This window comes from Solibacillus sp. FSL R5-0449, assembly GCF_037975215.1.
In the GTDB taxonomy this organism is placed as follows: Bacteria; Bacillota; Bacilli; order Bacillales_A; family Planococcaceae; genus Solibacillus.
Genome location: NZ_CP150239.1, coordinates 3,150,084 through 3,168,347 on the forward strand (window position 1 = coordinate 3,150,084; position 18,264 = coordinate 3,168,347).

Here is an 18,264-nt window from a genome sequence, read left to right on the forward strand (position 1 = left end):
TTTTTCAAGAAAATTCCTTTTATAACGAAATAAAACGGCAGCCCAATTAGAAAATGGACTGCCGTTTATAAGAAAAAAATTAACGTTTATTAATTTCTTCCATTAAGATTTGGTTTGTTAATTGTGGGTTTGCTTGACCTTTAGAGGCTTTCATAATTTGGCCAAGAAGCGCTTTAATCGCACGGTCTTTACCAGCTTTGAAGTCTTCCACTGATTTTGCATCATTATCAAGAACAGTTGTTACGAAACCACGGATTACTTCTGGATCAGAAATTTGAACTAAGCCTTTTTCCTTCACGATTTTCGCTGCGTCTCCACCGTTTGTTACTAACTCAGTGAATACTTTTTTCGCGATTTTAGAAGAAATTGTACCGTCCGTAATTAATTTCACCATACCCGCCAAGTTTTCAGGTGTTAGAGCTGTATTTTTCAACTCTTTTTGCTCAGCGTTTAAGTATGCAGAAATATCTCCCATTAACCAGTTAGCTGTTAATTTCGCATCAGCCCCTGCATTTACAGTTGCATCAAAGAAATCTGAAATCTCCTTGTTTACTACAAGTACGTTTGCATCATAATCATTTAAACCTAATTCAGAAACATAGCGTGCTTTACGCGCATCCGGTAATTCAGGAATTTCGTTGCGTACGCGCTCCACCCATTCATCGGAAATTGAAAGACGCACTAAGTCTGGCTCTGGGAAGTAACGGTAATCATCTGTTCCTTCTTTAACACGCATAAGAATTGTTTTACCTGTTTTCTCATCAAAACGACGTGTTTCCTGCTCAATAACGCCACCAGCCATTAATACTTCTGCTTGGCGGATTTCTTCATGCTCTAAACCACGACGTACAAAGTTGAATGAGTTTAAGTTTTTAAGCTCCGTTTTTGTACCGAACTCTTCCTGACCGTATGGACGGATTGAAATGTTTGCATCACAACGAAGTGAACCTTCCTCCATACGTACGTCAGAAACGCCTGTATATTGGATGATCGATTTTACTTTTTCAAGGTAGGCATATGCTTCGTCCGGTGTACGGATATCCGGCTCAGAAACGATTTCTACTAGTGGTGTACCTTGACGGTTTAAGTCCACTAAAGAATAGCCGTCAGCATGTGTTAATTTACCAGCATCTTCTTCCATGTGAAGACGTGTAATACCGATTTTCTTTTTGTAGCCTGGTGTATCACCTTTAGCTGGAATTTCGATTTCTACCCAACCGTTTTTACCGATTGGCTTATCAAATTGTGAAATTTGGTAAGCTTTCGGATTGTCCGGGTAGAAGTAGTTTTTACGGTCGAACTTAGTTTCTTGTTCGATTTCCATGTTTAATGCTAATGAAGCACGCATCGCGTAATCTACTACTTGTTTATTCAATACTGGTAAAACACCTGGATAGCCTAGGTCGATTACTGTTGTATTTGTGTTTGGTTCCGCACCAAAACTGTTTGGACTGCTAGAGAAGATTTTTGAGTTTGTTTTTAACTCAACGTGAATCTCTAAACCAATGACTGTTTCAAAGTTCATCTTATTTTACCTCCCATAATGCTGGAGTTTGTTTTGCGAAATCTGTTTGTTGCTCATACGCATATGCCACACGGTAAAGTGTTTCTTCATCGAAATGCTTACCGATAATTTGTAAACCTAGTGGTAATCCATTCTCAAAACCGCATGGAACTGAAATTGCCGGTACACCTGCTAAGTTAATTGGAATTGTTAAAATGTCGTTTGCGTACATTGTCAATGGATCATCAATGTTTGCACCAATAGCGAATGCTGGTGTTGGTGCAGTTGGCCCGATGATTACATCATAGTTTTCGAACACTTTGTCGTAATCGGCTTTAATTAAAGTACGTGCTTGTTGTGCTTTTTTGTAGTAAGCATCATACGTACCAGCAGATAATGAATATGTTCCAAGCATGATACGACGTTTTACTTCATCGCCAAAACCTTCAGCACGAGATTGTTTGTACAGCTCCAATAAGTTTTTCGCGTTTTCTGAACGGTAGCCGTAGCGAATACCATCAAAACGAGAAAGGTTTGAAGATGCTTCTGATGAAGAAAGGATGTAATACGCTGCTAATGCATATTTAGAATGCGGTAAAGATACTTCTTCTACTGTAGCACCCAAGCCTTTTAATACTTCCAATGCATCAAGCACTGACTGTTTCGCTGCTTCCCCAACGCCTTCACCTAGGAATTCTTTTGGAACAGCAATTTTTAAGCCTTTAATATTACCATCTAAAGCAGCCGCATAGTTTGGTACCGGCACATCTGCAGAAGTAGAATCCATTTCATCTACACCTGAGATTGCTTCAAGTAATAACGCATTGTCTTTTACATTGCGTGTAATTGGTCCGATTTGATCTAAAGAAGATGCGAATGCAACTAAACCAAAACGAGATACACGACCGTATGTAGGTTTCATTCCTACAACACCACAGTAGGCTGCTGGTTGACGGATTGAACCACCCGTGTCAGAACCTAATGAAAATGGTACTTCACCCGCTGCAACCGCTGCTGCAGATGCACCTGAAGAACCACCTGGTACATGTGAAAGGTTCCATGGGTTTTTAGTAGTTTTATAAGCCGAGTTTTCGTTTGAAGAACCCATTGCGAATTCATCCATGTTCAACTTACCGACTGTGATCATGCCTGCATCACGTAATTTTTTTACGATTGTTGCATCGTAAATTGGCATAAAGCCTTCCAGAATTTTAGAAGCACAAGTTGTTTCCAATCCTTCTGTTACGATGTTGTCCTTTACGCCAATCGGCATACCGAATAATGGACCGCGCTCCTCAAAAGGAACTTGATCTAATTCAGCTGCTTTTGCAGTTGCTTGTTCTTTATTTAATGCTAAGAAAGCTTGTACATCGCCGTCCAACTTTTCAATGCGGTCAAATGCTTCTTTTGTTAAATCCGCAATTGTCAGTTCACCCGACTTTAAGCTCTCTTGCAATTGTGCTGATGTGCGCTCAAATACTGTCATGCGAGTGGTTCCTCCTATTACTCCATAATTGATGGTACTTTAATTTGACCTGCTTCTTGTTCTTTTACGTTCAGCATTACTTTTTCAAGAGGTAAGCCTTCTTTTGCTACGTCCTCACGAAGTACGTTCACTAAAGGTAAAACATGAGAAGTCGGTTCTACATTTGTTGTATCTAACTCATTTAATTGCTCTGCGAAATCTGTAATTTTCCCTAGTTGTTCAGCAAATTTCTCTGCTTCCTCTTCTGTAATAGCAAGGCGAGCTAAGTGTGCTACGTGTTTTACTTCTTCTTTTGAAATGTTTGCCATTTGTTACACCTCCAAGTTATCGAATCAAATATCCCTCAGCAAAATCCGTATCATCTGCCGGGGCTATATGTGGAGTCAGTGATTGTTTTGGATACCCGCTGATTCTACATAAACCATGCCCATAATGATAACATTTTTCCTTGTAAAAATCTCCGCTTTAGGAAAAAATCCAGCAAACAATCCTCCACTTATGACGATTTTTCGCCAAATTAACGCATTAACGCGGTGAAGTAGAAATTCTGTGTAAAAAGAAAATACCACACTCGTAAAAGTATGGTATTTTTCGGAAGATTTTACTCATAAATATGAACAAAAGGTTTATCGTCATTCGGTTCTTTAATAATTAGCACTTCCGGTCCGTTCACAGAAGTAATACTCACCGAAATATACAGGTCAAGCGGTAAATGATTAAGCATTAGGCCCGTCAAATACTGTGTAAATCCTGTAATTTCAGCTGTTCCGTAAAACTGGATTGGGATTTCGATATCAAGCTTCTGAACTTTTTTATTTTGATAAAATCCAGTCGCAAACACACTCGTGAAGTTCGAGAAGTATTTGTCGACATCCTGTTTGAAGTTTTGGAAGTTCGTATTCAAATCACGGTAGACATCATCCGGCGAACTCATAGGGAAAGTAACGTATTTTTCATCGATTGCTTTCCACTCACCCAATTCTGTTTTCCCTTTATCCGCGAAATTATAGTCAGTATATGTTCCTGGTACAATCGCATTTCTTTCTGCTTGTTTAAATAAACCAATGACGATCGGAACATCTGCCAGTTCCGGACGGGCACGCAATCGATTGATAACTTCCTGTGCAATTTTCTTACCTTCTGCTTCTATTTTTGCATCGGGAATTTTTTGTTCAAAAAACTCGCCATACTGCTCTTTTTGATAATAGTAAACTGAATTTAACGCTAGACCGATTGAAACACCTGCCAGCTTTACTTTGTTCTCATCGGTTTTTGTTAAATAATTTTGCTCCACAATATGGGCCAAATAAACCGGTGCTTCTGTCGCTTTAACAGTCGGATCCATTTCCTTGCCTGTTGCCTCATCAATGCTTGATGGGTTTAGACCTTGGTACTCGGGTCCTTTGTCTTCTGTTTGGTTTGGACGGGCTAACCAGTATTTCAATGTATTTTCATCTAAATACTGACCTTCCTGGAAATAATAGTTTTCCGTATCAAAATGATTTTGCGAAATACGCATTAAGCCTGTTTCGACTTCTTTCATATCGTACTTCGTATAAATATTGGAAACAACTAAACCACGGCTTGCACTTTCCTTATAAGGAATCAATGTGCGATAAAATTTATCGTTTATTTGCATGTTCGGGATAATAGTTGTTTCCACAGCTTGTTCTGTATCTGATTCTTGCGTCAGTTCTGTATCAGGTGTAAGGTTTGGCGCACACGCTGACAACATCGCCGCTACAATTATCGCAGGTATCCAGCGATAACGTTTCATGAGAGCAAGTCCCCTTTACTATATTAATTGTTCGATTAGGCGCACTTCATCCCAAATTTCAATGCCTAAGCTTTGGGCTTTTTCAAGCTTCGAGCCAGCATCTTCTCCGACAATTACAAGGTCTGTTTTTTTACTTACACTCCCTGCAACCGTACCACCTAACTGTTCTATTTTCGCCTTTGCTTCGTTACGTGTCAATTGCTGCAATTTACCTGTCAGTACAATTGTTTTTCCTGCAAAAGGATTTGCCCCTGCTTCCACGACAACTTTCTTGCCTTTATAGGACATATTTAAGCCAAATCCTTTTAGGCGTTCGATTAATTGCTGTACTTGCTCGTTTGCAAAATACGCTACGATCGATTCAGCCATTTTATCGCCAATTTCATGAATATCTTTCAATTCCTCTTCTGTAGCGACCATTAGTGCATCGATTGTTTCAAAATGAGCTGCCAAAATCTTGGCTGCTTTTTCCCCAACATGACGGATACCAAGACCGAATAGTAATCGTTCCAGCGAATTTTCCTTGGACTGAATCAGCGCTTCAACTAAATTGGTCGCCGATTTCTGTCCCATTCGCTCCAGATTAATCAGTTGCTCTACTGTAAGCTCATATAGTCCCGCTACATCTTGAATATAGTCTTCGCGCAGCAGCTGTTCGACTACCTTCTCACCAAGACCGTCGATATTCATCGCATTACGTGATACGAAATGTTTCACACCTTCCGCAATTTGTGCAGGACATTGAGGATTCACGCAACGCAGTGCTACATCAGTATCGATACGTACAACTTCTTCATCACATGCAGGACAATGTGTCGGCATCTTATATGGTACAGCGTCATCAGGGCGTTGTTCCAGAACGACTCCGACGATTTGCGGAATAATATCCCCTGCTTTTCGTACGATGACCGTATCATCAATTCGAATATCCTTTTCACGGATCAGGTCCTCATTGTGCAATGATGCACGGCTTACAGTAGTTCCCGCAACAAGTACCGGTGTTAAAATCGCTGTTGGAGTAATAACACCCGTGCGACCTACCGTCAGTTCGATATCCAATAATTTTGTGATAACTTCTTCAGCCGGGAACTTGTAGGCAATTGCCCAGCGAGGCGATTTTGCTGTAAAGCCAAGCTCATCTTGATGGGCATAGCGATTTACTTTGATAACGATTCCATCAATTTCATATGATAAATTTGGGCGCGCTTCTGTCCACTTCTCTATAAACGCCAAAACGTCCTCAATTGTTTCGCAATACTCGCGTTCTTTATTTGATGGAAAACCTAGCTCCTCCAAATACTTGAGCATTTCCCAATGCCCATCGATTCCATAGCTTTCTCCGTCTCCGCCGACTGCATAAATAAATGTCGATAAATTTCGGCTTGCTGCGATTTTCGGATCTAATTGACGCAATGATCCTGCTGCCGCGTTTCGAGGATTTGCAAATAGCTCTTCTCCGTTTTCCGCACGGCGTTCATTCAGTTTCTCAAAAGATTTTTTCGGCATATAAGCTTCACCGCGTACTTCCAATGTTACGGGTTCTTTTAGACGCAATGGGATGGCCCTAATTGTTTTCAGGTTTGCTGTAATGTCTTCCCCTACTGTTCCGTCACCACGTGTAGCGCCTTGTACAAATACCCCGTTTTCATAGCGCAAAGATATGGCTAAGCCATCAATTTTCAGTTCACATACATATGAGTAATTTTTGCCGATTGCCTGCTCGATTTTCCGGTCAAAATCACGCAAATCTTCTTCATTGAAAGCATTCGACAAACTGAGCATCGCTGTTTCATGCGTTACCTTTTTAAAGCCTTCCAACACCGTGCCACCGACACGCTGAGTAGGAGAATCAGGATAAATAAATTCCGGATTTGCTTCTTCCAATGCGATAAGCTCATGTAAAAGCTGATCATATACACTATCTTCTACTATCGGTTTATCCAGTACGTAATACGCATAGCCATACTCATGAAGAAGCTTGTTCAATTCCGCAATTCTTTGTTCTATTTCATTCATCCAATGTTCCTCCTAAGCTTTCGTAATCGGCGCAAATTTTGCTAATAGACGTTTTATTCCAGTTGGAGATGGGAAAGCGATATCCAGTTCCATACCATCCCCTTCACCTTTTACGCTTACGACCATACCGACACCCCATTTACCATGGGCAGCTTTGTCGCCTACTTTCCAGTCAAACTTATCGCCGCCTGTTGAATTCAGACGTGATGTCTGGGAAGCAGGTGCCTGCACACCTCCTAATGAACGCTTCGGCATACGGTCATAACGGTTCGATTTAAATGGTAATGAATCATCACGATAAGATGTAGTATTTGCTTTTGAAACTTGCTCTAACACATTTTCATCAATTTCACGTAAAAAACGTGATGGGGCATTGTAGCCTGTACGGCCAAATATTGTACGGGAGCCCGCACAAGATAAGTAAAGACGCTGTTCTGCCCGAGTTGCACCGACATACATCAAGCGGCGTTCTTCGGCCATTTCATCTTCACTTTCCAATGAACGTGAATGCGGGAAAATATTTTCCTCCATCCCGATAATGAACACAACAGGGAACTCCAGCCCTTTTGCGGCATGCATCGTCATTAAAATGATCGTACCTTTCGCTTTTTCCTCTTCATCTAAAGAATCAATATCAGCAATGAGTGCAAGATCTGTTAAAAATGCCACTAATGACTGGTCTTCACTGCGCTCTTCAAAAGCCTGGGTTACTGTTAAAAACTCTTCGATATTTTCAAGTCGGCTTTCCGCTTCAATCGATTTTTCCGCTTTCAGCATTTGACGGTATCCTGATTTTTCAAGCACTTCTTCCACAATCTCTGTTACCGATAGTTCATGCTGACGTTCGCTCAATGAACGAATCATATTATAAAAATTTTCAGCGGAATTGGCTGCTTTCCCTGAAAGCCCCATAAATACAAGCTCACCCATCGCATCGAAAATTGAGCGGTCGCGTTCCATCGCATAAACAAGCATTTTATCAAATGAAGTCGCACCGATCGCACGTTTAGGTTCATTGATAATTCGAGCAAGCGACAAGTCATCATCATTGTTTGCAATTAAACGTAAGTAAGCAAGCAAATCTTTAATCTCTTTTCGGTCATAGAACTTTGTACCGCCAACGATTTGGTAGTTCATATTCGATTTTACGAGCACATCCTCGATTACACGTGACTGTGCGTTCGTACGATATAAAATAGCAAAATCATCCAGTTTGTAATCTTCATCCTTCATGAGTTTTTGAATCGTGCGTACCACATACTGCGCTTCGTCCTGCTCATTGCCAGCTTTATAAAGCTGGATCTTTTCGCCTTCCGGATTTTCTGTTCGCAGTACTTTTTTATAGCGGTCTTTATTCTTTTCAATGACGCTGTTTGCTGCTTGTAAAATACGCTTTGTTGAACGGTAGTTTTGCTCAAGCATAATAACCTTTGCTTCTTTGTAATCTTTTTCAAACGATAATATATTCGAAATATCGGCACCGCGCCAACGATAGATCGATTGGTCCGAATCCCCTACAACACAAATATTGCGGAATTTCTTCGCCAGTAATTGCACGAGCAAATATTGCGATTTATTCGTATCCTGATACTCATCAACGTGAATATACTGGAATTTGTTTTGGTAAAATTCCAGTACGTCCGGCGCTTCATTGAATAGACTTATTGTCAGCATAATTAAATCGTCAAAATCGAGACTTTGATTTTGTCTTAATCGTTTCTGATAACCTTTATATACTTGCGCGACAATCTTTTCGAATGGGTTATGCGGATTCATATTCGCTTCAAAGCCGTCTACAGTAATGCATTCGTTTTTTGCCGAACTGATCGTATTTAAAATAGCACGCGGATCATATTTTTTCGGATCGATATTATCCTGTTTCAATATATTTTTTATAACCGTCAGCTGATCTGAACTGTCTAGAATTGAGAAGCTTTTCGAATAGCCGATACGGTTAATATTACGTCGCAAAATGCGTACACACATTGAGTGGAATGTAGATACCCACATGCTTTCCGTTGTTCCGTTTCCTAAAATCCCGTCAATTCGTTCACGCATTTCGCGGGCAGCTTTATTTGTAAACGTAATGGCCAGAATTTTAGAAGGATACACTTCGCGCTCAACGACTAAATAGGCGATACGGTGAGTCAGCACCCGTGTTTTTCCAGAACCGGCACCCGCCATGATCAGAAGCGGGCCTTCCGTTGTTTTCACCGCTTCAGCTTGCTGTGGGTTCATTCCCGCTACTAAATTTTTTGCTATATGCTCCATATTGCACCTTCCTATCTAAAGAACATTTGTTCCTATTATATAACACTTTTTACTGCTTGTACGGTTTTTAATGCCGCTTTTAAATCATCATAAATAATATTTCCAACAACTATAGTATTGGCATGTGCTGCCATTTCCTTCGCTTGTTCTACCGACGTAATGCCGCCTCCATAAAAGAGCTTTGTTTCATTTAAAACTTCAGCTGTTGCTTTCACCATTTCGATATCGCCATAAGCCCCGCTGTACTCTAAATAAAAGATCGGCAATTTAAAGTAATTTTCGGCCATTCGTGCATAGGCCACTACATCTTCCACCGTCAAATCCGTTTTTGCATCTGTCACCTGTGCCACTTTACAATCCGGATTCAGTACACAGTAGCCCTCTGCTACAAGCTCTTCCCAAATCAGTACATCGCCGTATTCTTTAATCGCTTCATGGTGCAGATCTTTCACCCATTTTGTATCACGGCTATTCAATACGGATGGAATGAAATAATAGTCATACCCCGGTGTAATGCTATCTACATTTGAAATTTCAAGCGCAATCGGTACTGAAAAACGACGTACACGAACGAGCAAATCCAAAACGCCATCCAATGTCACATCATCTGTCCCGCCAACTAATATAACATCCGTACCCGATTCGCAAATCTGCTCTAATGCTTCGTCCGAGATTTCCTTTGCAGGGTCCAGTTTAAATACATGTCTCCAGTTTAAATATTCCATGAATATATCCACCTATTCTCAAAAATTTTATATAGAACTTTTCATTATCTTAGTTTTTATTGACCATCTCTTAGTATAACGAAAATCGATGAAATATTAAAAGACTGAGCGGGTGAATCTGCTCAGTCTTTTAAGCTTGCTCATATATTTATGATTGGGCGCTTCTTTACTTTGACGTAAATGGCTTTTCGTCCGGATAAAGACGGCCCAGCATTTCATCATAAGTGTCATTTCCGTAATCAAAGCAACGACGTACACGGGAAATTGTTGCTGTTGAAGCACCAGTTTCCTTTTTAATTGTTTCATACGTTTTTTTCAAACGTAATAAATGTGCAACTTCAAATCGCTGTGCCAATGATTGGATTTCACTAATCGTGCACAAGTCATCAAAAAATTTATAGCATTCCTCAATATCTTTTAACTCTAGAACAGCTTTAAATAACTGATCTGTTTGATGACCGCGAATTTTTTCAATTTGCATGTGCCCACCATTTCCTCTCTACTCTGAATATATAACAGATGCCGCTAAACCGGGAGATGTTGGTACGAAATGTATCCATGTCTTTCCTTGAACTAACTTTACTTCCGATCCATCTTCTTCAACTGCCACGAGCAGGCCATCTGCATTTTTCCATTTTACTTCACGTATCGTCCCAGCCTGGGCTACATACGCGTTGCCGCCACCTGTAATCGTAATCTCGCGTCGACCCGCGCTATCTACAATTCGATGAGGCATTTCAAAAAATAAAATATTAGCTAATTCGATGGATTCATTTGTTTCGTAATCGACTGTTTCTACATTTGCAGAATAACGCTTGTACTGATTCGTTTCGGCATTGTAAACATACTGACTGTTAAATGAACCGCTATTATTATATTTCATCGATACTTCATTAGCCGTTGTTCCTATTTTAACACTATCTTCGGCTTCATAGAATGGGTAGGACACTTTTTTCTGATAAAGTAGTGAAGTCCCCGTCTTTTCGGCACCGGCCATGACATTTTCACCCGAAATATAGGAATTGTGCGGAGCCACCCGTGTTGATGAACGCTTGAAGTAAGTACCATCATAGTGCATTCCATTAATATTATCGACAACTCTTCGTTCAAGCATCGATTTCGCTTCAGGACTGTATCCGTGAGCAATATAAAATGCGTCCAGTCCTTTTGCAATATCAACGAAGTACGATCGCGCACTGCGAATCGGTCCGATAGATTCAGGAAGTTCAGACTGGTAAAGGGCTAAAAAGCGTGTCACATCACCTTCCGCCAGCATTTCATATACAACATCCGCCTGTGCAAGTCCAGATTGCGGACGTGCTTGCGGATGATTATTTATCGTTGCAAGTATTGGACGCATCGTCACTTCTTCTGCCACACGTTCCCCTGTAAACGGTGTAACAAATGGCAAAATTTCTTCCGCCCCCGCTACGATAATATCTTTCTCTACCTCTGTTTCTTCTATCTCTACAACAGGCTCCTCTGTTTGTTCTTTATCGGAACAACCTGCCGTTAAGGTTATGCCTAATAGCGCTAACATAAATATACTGCGTTTCATCGTGCTACTCCTCTCATTTTTTTCGGTTTATCGCATTACAGCAGGTAGCATAACCTTATTTTTCATGACATCAAAAATCCCACGTGTCGTAATTCGAATATATGGTAAATGTGTCGATTGTAAAAACAGCAATGTATAAATTGCATCTGTATGGTGATAACCACGTTTTTTCAAAGTACTCTTTAATGCAAGTTCCAGCGGTATTACTTCATCCACTGACCCATCATATATAGAACCAGCCAATGTTAATGGAATACTTGTTACAATTTGATTGTCTTCAACAAGTACAATCCCGCCATTCATTTTCTTCAGTTCCTGGAATGCATGCTGCATATCCTGTACCGATTTTCCGATTAAAATAATATCTCCAGTATTGGAATACGATGAAGCAAATCCTTTTACATGTGTCGCAAATCCTTTGATCATCGAGTTGATACGCCATTTTCCATTGCGGTCGACAAGCATTAAATAGCTCTCATCATGTGCTGTAGATAATGTATGATGATATCCGAGATTTTTTATACTATACGGCTTTGTGATCACATCATTCACCATTTCAACGCCAATCGGCATCGAGAATTGAAAATCTCCATCATGCAAATCAAAATCGATTTTCAAATCACCAAATAGTGATAGGTCCACAGCCGGAAATGCTTTCAAATCCTTATTGTCTCTCTTAAGCCATACACCTTTTGAAATGACTGCTTCAGGTGTCGGCGAATATTCGTCCGCCAAAATATTAATATTTGCATATCGTCCTGTAGCAAGCAGTCCGTGCAGATTTGTCATATTATAATAGCGCGCAACATTATAACTTGCCATATTATAGGCATCAACCGGACGCACACCAGCTTCAAGGGCTGCACGTATACATTTATCCATCACACCATCTTCATGGAAACTTGGTGTGGATCCATCTGTCGTCATCATCAACTGATCAAATATTTCGTAGCCTTTATCGACCACCGCTTTTAATAATAGCGGTAAATCCGGGCGAATAGAAGAGTAGCGGAGAGTAACAGCATAACCATGCTGCAAGCGCGCTTCAATATCTTCAATCGTCATGGATTCATGATCACCATCGACTCCAAGTAAACGCATTTTAGCTAATGTTTTTTCAGATGCTCCCGGTAAATGTCCTTCGATTTTTTTCCCTTTATGCTTAGCTGCCTGAATCCAGTAAAGCATTTGGTCATCCCCACGCATTAGACGAGGCCATCCTGTCAGCTCTCCGCCAAGCAGTACGTCATGACGGTCAAGCCATTCCAATACTGAGGCATTTGAGTATAGTTCCCTTTCATTTTCAAGCTCTGTTTGCGAATCAAAGCGACTCCACCAGTAAAATGAAAACGGCAATTTGGCAAGCTCGTCCATAAAAGAAAACGCTTTCTTATTTTTCATTAAAGAAACAAGTGTCATATTGTCTGAAATGAATGTGGTTGTGCCGGTCTGTGCACTAAATTCTGCGAAACTGTGAGGGTTGTACAATTGGAATGGATGCACATGCGGCTCAATATAGCCTGGTACCACTACTTTTCCAGCGAGATCAACAACCTCTGTTCCTTCAATATTTGCAGGCAGTTCCTTCCCTACATAAACGATGCGGTCATTGGATATCCAGATGTTTCCCGTTGCCCAACTTTTCATCATACTATGTAAGTACTTTGCATTTTTTAAAACTAGACTCGGAGCAGCATGCCCATCAATGATACTAACTTGCTCTCTAATACTATTTAACTTCCAACTAATTTCCGGCATATTCTGCACTCCTTTCAACTTTCTCACCATAATATAAGGACGCTCATAACTTTTCCAAGATGCTTATACCAGCTCTAAAAAATATACTGCTGCGATTCAAGTAGCTTCAGCAATTGTCGTTAACAGCTGCTGAAGCTAGATTAATGCGTATCGATTTAAAAGAAGAACACATACTTAATTCAATATATTTTGCTTTATGTAGGCAATTGCTACAATATTCCTTTTGGTGAATTAATCGTAACATAGCACTTTCATAAAGCAAAGTGTTTCCAAAATAATTTTGAAATTTTCTAAAAAAAGGAGTGAACGACAATTGCTAACCCCTAACATTTCCGAAACAAACGCTTTTATCCGTATGATGTGCGGTGTTGCCATGACCGCATTCGGTGTCGGGAGAATCGCTCATAAACCACAATGTACGGTTGGCAAAATGATGATTGTTGCCGGTTCGATGAAAGTGGCGGAAGGATATTATCAATATTGCCCAGTCGTTGCAATGGCCAAATCAGAGCAGATGAACGAAATGATGCCCGTCAATGATTAAGAGGTGGATCTAAGGTATATGGAATAATTTTATGTAAGTAAAGTAGCAATAAATTAAAAAAGCGCTATATCGATTGAAAGAATATAGCGCTTTCGGGTTTGTAGGTTTCAGTAATAACTTATATGCGTTTATGAAATTGTAATACCAGCACTTGCCGTACCTGTTAATGCAGCAGCTAATGTAACTCCTGTTCCAGTAATTGAGTAAACCATTAATAAACGGTCGCCTTGTGCAACAGGAACCGGTGGCACATTTGCTGATCCGTAAGATGTTTGACCAATAGAGATAAGCCCTTCATATGGTGGTGTCAACGTAACTCTAGCATTTGTAGCAGTGAATACTGAACTTCCTGCAGGTGCACGGTAAATTTGAGCTGTAACCGATACCGATCCTAAACCAAGGTCAAGGGCAGCTAATGCAGTGAATGATGCAGAGATTGCTGTAATACTACCATTACGTGGAACCGCGAATGCTTCAGTAACAACACCAGACAAGTCAATTGTATTCCCTACAATTGTAACTCCAGGAATCGCAGTACCGAATCCAATCAAACTCGTTGTACCAACTAGTCCCCCGGCAAGCGTAGTTAAAACAGCTGGTGTAATACCGGAAGAGAATGGAATGATTGACCCTGTATTTGGTGGTGTACAGCCTGGTCTTACAGCTCTGAAAGGTCCTAAGTTTACGCAATTTGATCCACACGGATGTAAATTACTCATGTTCATACTTTTAGAACACATACACATATTTTTCACCTCCTTCGCAATTATTCTATTCACCAATCAATAGAATCAAAGGGCAATTAACTAGTAATCAAATTTTGTATTTTAGTTTTTTGCATTGGCGAATCGACAGCTTGTTCGGGCAAAAAAAAACCATCCTAGTGAAAGGATGATTTTAAAAAGCTTTTCTATTTATTTTCGGAAAATATTAAAGAACGAGGAATTCCATTGTTTCTTTGTCTTTTCTTCCCCAGAATCTGAATTATCCGTACTTTCTTCAAACGTTAATTCCATACTTTCCAGCTGCTCTTCATCCCATACTGAACTACCTTCGTTTGTTTCATCTAAATCAACTGTTTGTAACTCTTCAATTACAACAGACTCAACTTCAAGAAGTTGAGGACTTACGATACTACTTTCAGTTACGTTCTTAATGAGAGCTGGAGGCGTTTCTTCAGGATCATTCGCTGACTCAGAGTCGTCTGAAACTTTATTTAAAGTCGGTAAAAAGGCTGCATCACCTTTTGATGATTTAGTTGGTTTGAGCGAAGCTTTATTTAAAGAAGTCCTACTTACACTTTGATGTGGTGGATGGTAATTTTTTTGGAAATAATGCTGGTTAAAATAGCGTTCATCAACTTGATCTGCTTTATATTCAATCTGTTCTTCCGCTTTCGGTTTTTCTTCCTCTTTTTGCAGTTGGATTACTTGATTTGTTAAGTTTCTCAACTGCATATATGAAGGCTGATTTGGTAAAGCAGGTGCAGGTGCGCTTTCCTTAGTCCCGTTCTGAAGATATCTCATCGTACTATCAAGCTTTGGAGCACTAGTTTCTTCTACTAACGGCTGCACTTTAATTTCCGCTTCCGCCTTTTCCTCTTTTACACCATTTAACTTCTTCGATATTAAAATAATTTCTTTCCCCATTTTTTCAACCGTCTTAGTCAATGCAGCAATCTGCATTTCAAATTGTTTCGCTTGCTCTTCATAAATAACCGTTTGTGTTTGTTGTTTTTCTTCCATTGTTTTCGTTAATTCTTCAATATAGGTTAATTGGCTTTTTAATGCTTCAAATTCATTTTTCATTACTTGGAAATCTTCAAACGATGTCCCCATTTTCAATGTCATCAATGTATTTCTGTACCCAGAGATTTTTAATTTCAACTTTTCAATTTCCTGGAGAGTATAGGTTGTGGATTCTTCCATTTCATTCACCACCTTTCAATCCGCATCTCCTCATATTTTATTGACGTTAACTCATGTATGTGACAAACACTTCACCTTTGCTGTTGTTTTTAATTAAAAAGTCACAAAAATAGGCTATGATCAACTATCGGCTGAACATCGCCTAATTCTGGAATTCCCATCAGCTAAACTATTTCTTTGCCTATGCACTTCTATTTAAGCGTCATAAAATACAAACGAAAGATAAAAATATAGAAGGAGGTGACAAGAACAATGAAGGAAAAAATGCCAACGCAACAAGAACTTATCTGTATTAATGTGGAAAAGGTGTATGACTGGGTTGTGAAAGATATGTCTTTTGAATTCACTCCAACAAGCCCAATCACGTTTCCTGGCTTACCAGTAGATGCAGTTGTCGGAGGAGCTCAAGTTACATGCCAAGTAGTACCAGCAGCAGTTAACCCTGTTGTTATTATGAGCCGTGAAAACCGTACATTTACGATTGACGGAACATCTGTTTATTTACAACAACTTATGATTCAAAAGAACTTCACTGTGACAATTTGCATCACATTAGCGAATGGAACAACTTACACAAGTAACGGCTTTGAAATTTCACGCTGCGAACATGTTGTAATGTGTGCACCTAAAGGGACAAATGTTGATGTAACATATACAGATCTTGATTGCTTCGTATGCTCAACTGGTCCATTCTTCAACAACGGGGACGGTACAATTACATTCGAAAATCTATCACTTTCAATCGCAGTTTGCCAAAGCATTCAATCAACATTCCCAGTAACAGTAGAATTTTTGGCAGACTACTGTGAACCACGAGCAGATTTACCATTTGCTTGTGCACCAGCATCTCGCCCTAACAACTGTGCTGTTGTTTTCCCATAATATTATGAATCAGTGTTATCACCAACTTCATCGTCATATAATAAAGAAAGGGAGAAAAACCCTTTCTTTATTTTGCTTACATAAGCAAATAAAATTTAACCGTAAGGAGGAGGCATTTCCAGTGCCCAAAAGCTCCCACCCTTTCGAAATAAAGTTAAATGCGCTGCAAAATCAAACCCAAACTTATCTCCACGAAATAAAAGAACTCATCGGAAAACTTCCTAACTCCAACAATACCAAGGTTATTAGTTATTTTACTTCCACTTTTAATATATCCCATCAATTAGATCAGGAGAGTTTATGTTTAGGCTCTTATCATATTTACAATATCGGTAATGAACCATTACTAAACCCTTCTATTTGTATAACATTGCCTGAATCATCCCCTTTTTCATTTAGTGGCCGGTATGTACACGAAAAGCTTCAACAACGGCTAACAGGGCAGAATGAATGGTTGCGATTTTCAAAAACACCAAACAAAAACGAGTACTGGCTTAAACCAGTGAGCAAAACATCAATCGAACCGAATGAAATCATTTCTTTTACAAATTTCCAGATAAGATGGTCTCCAAATAAATCTTATGCTGGAAGTATTACAGGCTTTACTTATTGTGACCAGTTTCAAGATGGGGTTGCTGTTGTAAACCCTATTAATTTAAGTGTCATTCATTTGGAACAGGAGGAAACAACATAAACGAATTTGAAGATAAACAAGAACAATCTGAAGTACTAACAATTGAAAAGATATTAAAGCAATTCATGAAAGAACATTTTTCATCGATAAAAGATGAGCTTCAGGAAAATAATAATAGCTTCATTTTTCTTGAAAAAAGTTCACTCAATTTATTATTGGCCTATTTATTATCAAACAATAAATATGAAACTTCATCCCCTGTGAATGAAGAAGATGAAAAAAAAGCTGTGGAAAAAATAAATCAGCTCATCAATGAAAATGAAAAAGAATTTCAGGAGATTATAGGCTTACTGAAAGATATGACATGATAGGAGGGATTCATGTGGATATTGAAAGTGTGAAAAATAAGGACGTACTACAACTGCAGCAAACTATCATCTTTTTAAAATCAGAAATCGCGAAATATCAAAACGAGATATCCACCCTACAAAGTATGGACTATTATTCAATGGTAAATAGTCTAGAGCAGGAACTCAGTCAGTTAGTAAACGAGAAAAAAGAACTTTCAATGGAACTAATGATGATGAGAAAAAGCTTTGAAAAAGAGCTGAGTGAGCTGCATGAAAATATTCAGTTACGCGAAGAGCAAAGAATAAAATTGATTTCTTCCATTGAATCACTGGTGGAAAAAAAAGAAAACTTACAGAAAGAAAACAAACAATTAAAAGAAACAATCGAAAAAACAGCTAAAGCCGAAATTCCTGAGGCCCGTTCAGAAAACTATATCCAGGCCGTAGAAGAACTGGATCATTTGCTGCGTTCATTCATGAACAATAACAATGAACAATTAATTTCTCTGCGTGAAACGATCCATCAACAGCACGATCTATTAAAGGATATTAAAAATAAGAATGATGAAATTCAATTTACCCTTGAAGAAATGGCACAAATCAAAGAGCCTGAACATAGTAATTATTCGCCAACCGATGAACAATCCATAACCCGCATCAATCTTGAAAACCAGCTCCAAAATTTATTCATTCAAGCAACCAGTTTTGAAACTGAGCTTGATGAAAAATTACGTATTCTGGATGAATTTGATGATAAATTACTATTACTCGCCATGGAAATTGAGAAACATAAAAAAGGCGATATTTAGTAGACAACTGAGAGAGTAGAAA

General features: G+C 39.3%; 17 protein-coding genes. 5 read left to right on the forward strand and 12 right to left on the reverse strand.

The genetic code is table 11. The features are described from left to right. Positions 1-79 precede the first annotated feature (79 nt). The 10 genes from gatB to MKY27_RS15860 form a co-directional block, all read right to left on the reverse strand. Entirely contained in the window at positions 80-1,525 is a 1,446-nt protein-coding gene (gene gatB, locus MKY27_RS15815; RefSeq protein ID WP_339173851.1) for an Asp-tRNA(Asn)/Glu-tRNA(Gln) amidotransferase subunit GatB, read from the reverse strand. Between the two features lies 1 nt (position 1,526). After that, a complete protein-coding gene (gatA, locus tag MKY27_RS15820) occupies positions 1,527-2,990 on the reverse strand; it encodes an Asp-tRNA(Asn)/Glu-tRNA(Gln) amidotransferase subunit GatA (RefSeq protein WP_339196243.1) in 1,464 nt (487 codons plus the stop codon). Between the two features lie 17 nt (positions 2,991-3,007). Continuing rightward, positions 3,008-3,298, reverse strand: a complete 291-nt coding sequence (gene gatC / locus MKY27_RS15825; protein ID WP_079523753.1) for an Asp-tRNA(Asn)/Glu-tRNA(Gln) amidotransferase subunit GatC — start codon at positions 3,296-3,298, stop codon at positions 3,008-3,010. Between the two features lie 293 nt (positions 3,299-3,591). Continuing rightward, positions 3,592-4,767, reverse strand: a complete 1,176-nt coding sequence (locus MKY27_RS15830; protein ID WP_339196245.1) for a CamS family sex pheromone protein — start codon at positions 4,765-4,767, stop codon at positions 3,592-3,594. Positions 4,768-4,785: 18 nt separating this feature from the next. Then, positions 4,786-6,783 carry an NAD-dependent DNA ligase LigA gene (ligA, locus tag MKY27_RS15835; protein ID WP_339173858.1) on the reverse strand — a complete coding sequence of 666 codons (1,998 nt, stop codon included), beginning with the start codon at positions 6,781-6,783 and terminating at the stop codon, positions 4,786-4,788. Positions 6,784-6,795: 12 nt separating this feature from the next. Beyond that, entirely contained in the window at positions 6,796-9,054 is a 2,259-nt protein-coding gene (pcrA, locus tag MKY27_RS15840; RefSeq protein ID WP_339196247.1) for a DNA helicase PcrA, read from the reverse strand. Between the two features lie 35 nt (positions 9,055-9,089). Further along, the gene (locus tag MKY27_RS15845) at positions 9,090-9,779 is read right to left on the reverse strand and encodes a heptaprenylglyceryl phosphate synthase (protein WP_339173864.1); all 690 of its coding nucleotides are present in this window, start codon (positions 9,777-9,779) and stop codon (positions 9,090-9,092) included. A gap of 166 nt (positions 9,780-9,945) precedes the next feature. Beyond that, the gene (locus MKY27_RS15850; RefSeq protein ID WP_008408714.1) at positions 9,946-10,260 is read right to left on the reverse strand and encodes a YerC/YecD family TrpR-related protein; all 315 of its coding nucleotides are present in this window, start codon (positions 10,258-10,260) and stop codon (positions 9,946-9,948) included. An 18-nt stretch (positions 10,261-10,278) separates the two neighbouring features. After that, positions 10,279-11,337: a DUF3048 domain-containing protein gene (locus tag MKY27_RS15855; protein ID WP_339196249.1), complete on the reverse strand. Its 1,059-nt coding sequence runs from the start codon at positions 11,335-11,337 to the stop codon at positions 10,279-10,281. A gap of 27 nt (positions 11,338-11,364) precedes the next feature. Continuing rightward, positions 11,365-13,095 (reverse strand): adenine deaminase C-terminal domain-containing protein, encoded by a 1,731-nt coding sequence (locus tag MKY27_RS15860; RefSeq protein ID WP_339196251.1) that lies wholly within the window; start codon positions 13,093-13,095, stop codon positions 11,365-11,367. A gap of 313 nt (positions 13,096-13,408) precedes the next feature. On the opposite strand from MKY27_RS15860, the gene MKY27_RS15865 reads away from it, so the two are divergent. Next, complete coding sequence (locus MKY27_RS15865) at positions 13,409-13,639, forward strand: DUF2892 domain-containing protein (RefSeq protein WP_339173874.1); 231 nt, start codon at positions 13,409-13,411, stop codon at positions 13,637-13,639. A gap of 128 nt (positions 13,640-13,767) precedes the next feature. Here MKY27_RS15865 and MKY27_RS15870 read toward each other — a convergent pair whose 3' ends face one another. After that, on the reverse strand, positions 13,768-14,385 hold the full coding sequence (locus tag MKY27_RS15870; protein ID WP_339196254.1) for an exosporium glycoprotein BclB-related protein: 618 nt from the start codon (positions 14,383-14,385) through the stop codon (positions 13,768-13,770). Between the two features lie 168 nt (positions 14,386-14,553). After that, positions 14,554-15,567, reverse strand: coding sequence for a hypothetical protein (locus MKY27_RS15875; RefSeq protein ID WP_339196257.1), 1,014 nt, complete (start codon positions 15,565-15,567; stop codon positions 14,554-14,556). Positions 15,568-15,819: 252 nt separating this feature from the next. Here MKY27_RS15875 and MKY27_RS15880 point away from each other — a divergent pair, with 252 nt between their 5' ends. From MKY27_RS15880 to MKY27_RS15895, 4 genes are all read left to right on the forward strand, one after another. Next, the gene (locus tag MKY27_RS15880; RefSeq protein ID WP_339173879.1) at positions 15,820-16,449 is read left to right on the forward strand and encodes a hypothetical protein; all 630 of its coding nucleotides are present in this window, start codon (positions 15,820-15,822) and stop codon (positions 16,447-16,449) included. Between the two features lie 121 nt (positions 16,450-16,570). After that, on the forward strand, positions 16,571-17,143 hold the full coding sequence (locus MKY27_RS15885; protein WP_339196260.1) for a hypothetical protein: 573 nt from the start codon (positions 16,571-16,573) through the stop codon (positions 17,141-17,143). A gap of 65 nt (positions 17,144-17,208) precedes the next feature. Then, complete coding sequence (locus MKY27_RS15890) at positions 17,209-17,451, forward strand: hypothetical protein (protein ID WP_339173883.1); 243 nt, start codon at positions 17,209-17,211, stop codon at positions 17,449-17,451. 14 nt (positions 17,452-17,465) lie between these two features. Next, positions 17,466-18,242, forward strand: coding sequence for a multidrug ABC transporter ATPase (locus MKY27_RS15895; protein ID WP_339196263.1), 777 nt, complete (start codon positions 17,466-17,468; stop codon positions 18,240-18,242). Positions 18,243-18,264 lie beyond the last annotated feature (22 nt).

Coding starts and splice junctions, on each gene's coding strand:
- MKY27_RS15890 (WP_339173883.1), top strand. CDS start 17,209: ATGAAAGAACATTTTTCATCGATAAAAGATGAGCTTCAGGAAAATAAT.
- ligA (WP_339173858.1), bottom strand. CDS start 6,783: ATGAATGAAATAGAACAAAGAATTGCGGAATTGAACAAGCTTCTTCAT.
- MKY27_RS15850 (WP_008408714.1), bottom strand. CDS start 10,260: ATGCAAATTGAAAAAATTCGCGGTCATCAAACAGATCAGTTATTTAAA.
- gatC (WP_079523753.1), bottom strand. CDS start 3,298: ATGGCAAACATTTCAAAAGAAGAAGTAAAACACGTAGCACACTTAGCT.
- MKY27_RS15875 (WP_339196257.1), bottom strand. CDS start 15,567: ATGGAAGAATCCACAACCTATACTCTCCAGGAAATTGAAAAGTTGAAA.
- pcrA (WP_339196247.1), bottom strand. CDS start 9,054: ATGGAGCATATAGCAAAAAATTTAGTAGCGGGAATGAACCCACAGCAA.
- MKY27_RS15870 (WP_339196254.1), bottom strand. CDS start 14,385: ATGTGTATGTGTTCTAAAAGTATGAACATGAGTAATTTACATCCGTGT.
- gatB (WP_339173851.1), bottom strand. CDS start 1,525: ATGAACTTTGAAACAGTCATTGGTTTAGAGATTCACGTTGAGTTAAAA.
- MKY27_RS15845 (WP_339173864.1), bottom strand. CDS start 9,779: ATGGAATATTTAAACTGGAGACATGTATTTAAACTGGACCCTGCAAAG.
- MKY27_RS15855 (WP_339196249.1), bottom strand. CDS start 11,337: ATGAAACGCAGTATATTTATGTTAGCGCTATTAGGCATAACCTTAACG.
- MKY27_RS15880 (WP_339173879.1), top strand. CDS start 15,820: ATGAAGGAAAAAATGCCAACGCAACAAGAACTTATCTGTATTAATGTG.
- MKY27_RS15830 (WP_339196245.1), bottom strand. CDS start 4,767: ATGAAACGTTATCGCTGGATACCTGCGATAATTGTAGCGGCGATGTTG.
- gatA (WP_339196243.1), bottom strand. CDS start 2,990: ATGACAGTATTTGAGCGCACATCAGCACAATTGCAAGAGAGCTTAAAG.
- MKY27_RS15860 (WP_339196251.1), bottom strand. CDS start 13,095: ATGCCGGAAATTAGTTGGAAGTTAAATAGTATTAGAGAGCAAGTTAGT.